The 1,254-nt window shown below is 65.1% G+C and carries 1 protein-coding gene; it reads right to left on the bottom strand.

Features of this window, described 5'->3' with window-relative positions:
* The coding region (locus tag AC1DIN_RS29820; RefSeq protein WP_476812344.1) for an ABC transporter substrate-binding protein at positions 1-1,037 on the bottom strand (1,037 nt) is incomplete at its 3' end.
* Positions 1,038-1,254 lie beyond the last annotated feature (217 nt).

The raw sequence follows: 1,254 nt of genomic DNA on the forward strand, positions 1-1,254 counted from the left end.
TTGCGGACGACGTCGTCCTCGATCGGCAATTCGCGCATCTTGGCGATCACCGTCTTGGCGTCGTCGGACTTCGCGGCGGCGACCGCCTTCAGGTAGTGGCGGACGGAAGAGTAGATGCCGGCCTGGATCGCCGAGGGCACGGCGCCATGCGTGGCCTTGAAGCGTTCCGAGAAGGCACGGGTGCGGTCGTCGAGGTTCCAGTAGAAGCCCTCGGTCAGCACTGTGCCCTGCGCCGCGGCGAGGCCGACGCTCTTCACGTCCATCGCGGTCAGGAAGAAGGCCACGAGCTTCTGCTTGTCCTGTCCGATGCCGAAATCGCGCGCCGTCTTGATCCCGGCGATAGTGTCGCCGCCGGCGTTGGCGAGTGCGATGAAATCGGCGCCCGAGCCCTGCGCCGTCAAGAGCTGCGAGGAGAGGTCGACGGCCGGAAAGGAGTGACGGACCGAACCGACATAGGTGCCGCCCTTGGCCGTGACCAGCGTCTTCGCATCCGCCTCTAGCTGATGGCCGAGTGCATAATCAGCCGTGACGAGGAACCATTTCGTGCCGGGCTTGGTCAGGTAGTTCGCGACGCCGGCGACCTGGACATAGGTGTCCCACATCCACTGGACGATGTGGTCGGGTTGGCAGGCGTCGCCTGTCAGCCGCGCGGTGCCGCCGGGGAACAGGCCGACTCGGTTCTTTTCCTTGAGCAGCGGCGGAATGGCGAGCTGCAGCGAGGCGTTCGACATGTCGGCGAGGACATCGACGCCCTGCCGGTCGATCCATTCGCGCGCGATGGTCGAGCCGACATCCGGCTTGTTCTGGTGATCGGCCGAAACGACCTCGATCTTCATGCCGGCGCATTCCGCCTTCAGGCAGTCATCGACCGCCATCCGGGTGGCGACGATCGAGCCCTTGCCGGTGATGTCGGAATACACGCCGGACATATCGGTCAGCACACCGATCTTGACGGTACCGCCCGAGATTTCGGCCTGCGCCGCGCCGGCCAGGCACAGCGCGGATACGCCCGCCAGTGCAGAGATGATGCGCTTCATGGTTCCTCCCGGATCGTTGTTTTGATTGCAGCGAGCGTCGTCCAACGACGCCGGACCTACCAATGTGCCATGGGCAGACCGGCGACGGGTGAGCGGAAATAGGGAATGCGCGAGCCCTTCAGGCTGCCGACATAGACCGTCTTCAGGTCCGGGCCGCCGAAGGTGATGCTGGCGCACCAGGGCGCGATCGTGCCACCGCAGGCGAGCATCAATTCCG

Source organism: Allobosea sp. 05T438, from assembly GCF_056396025.1.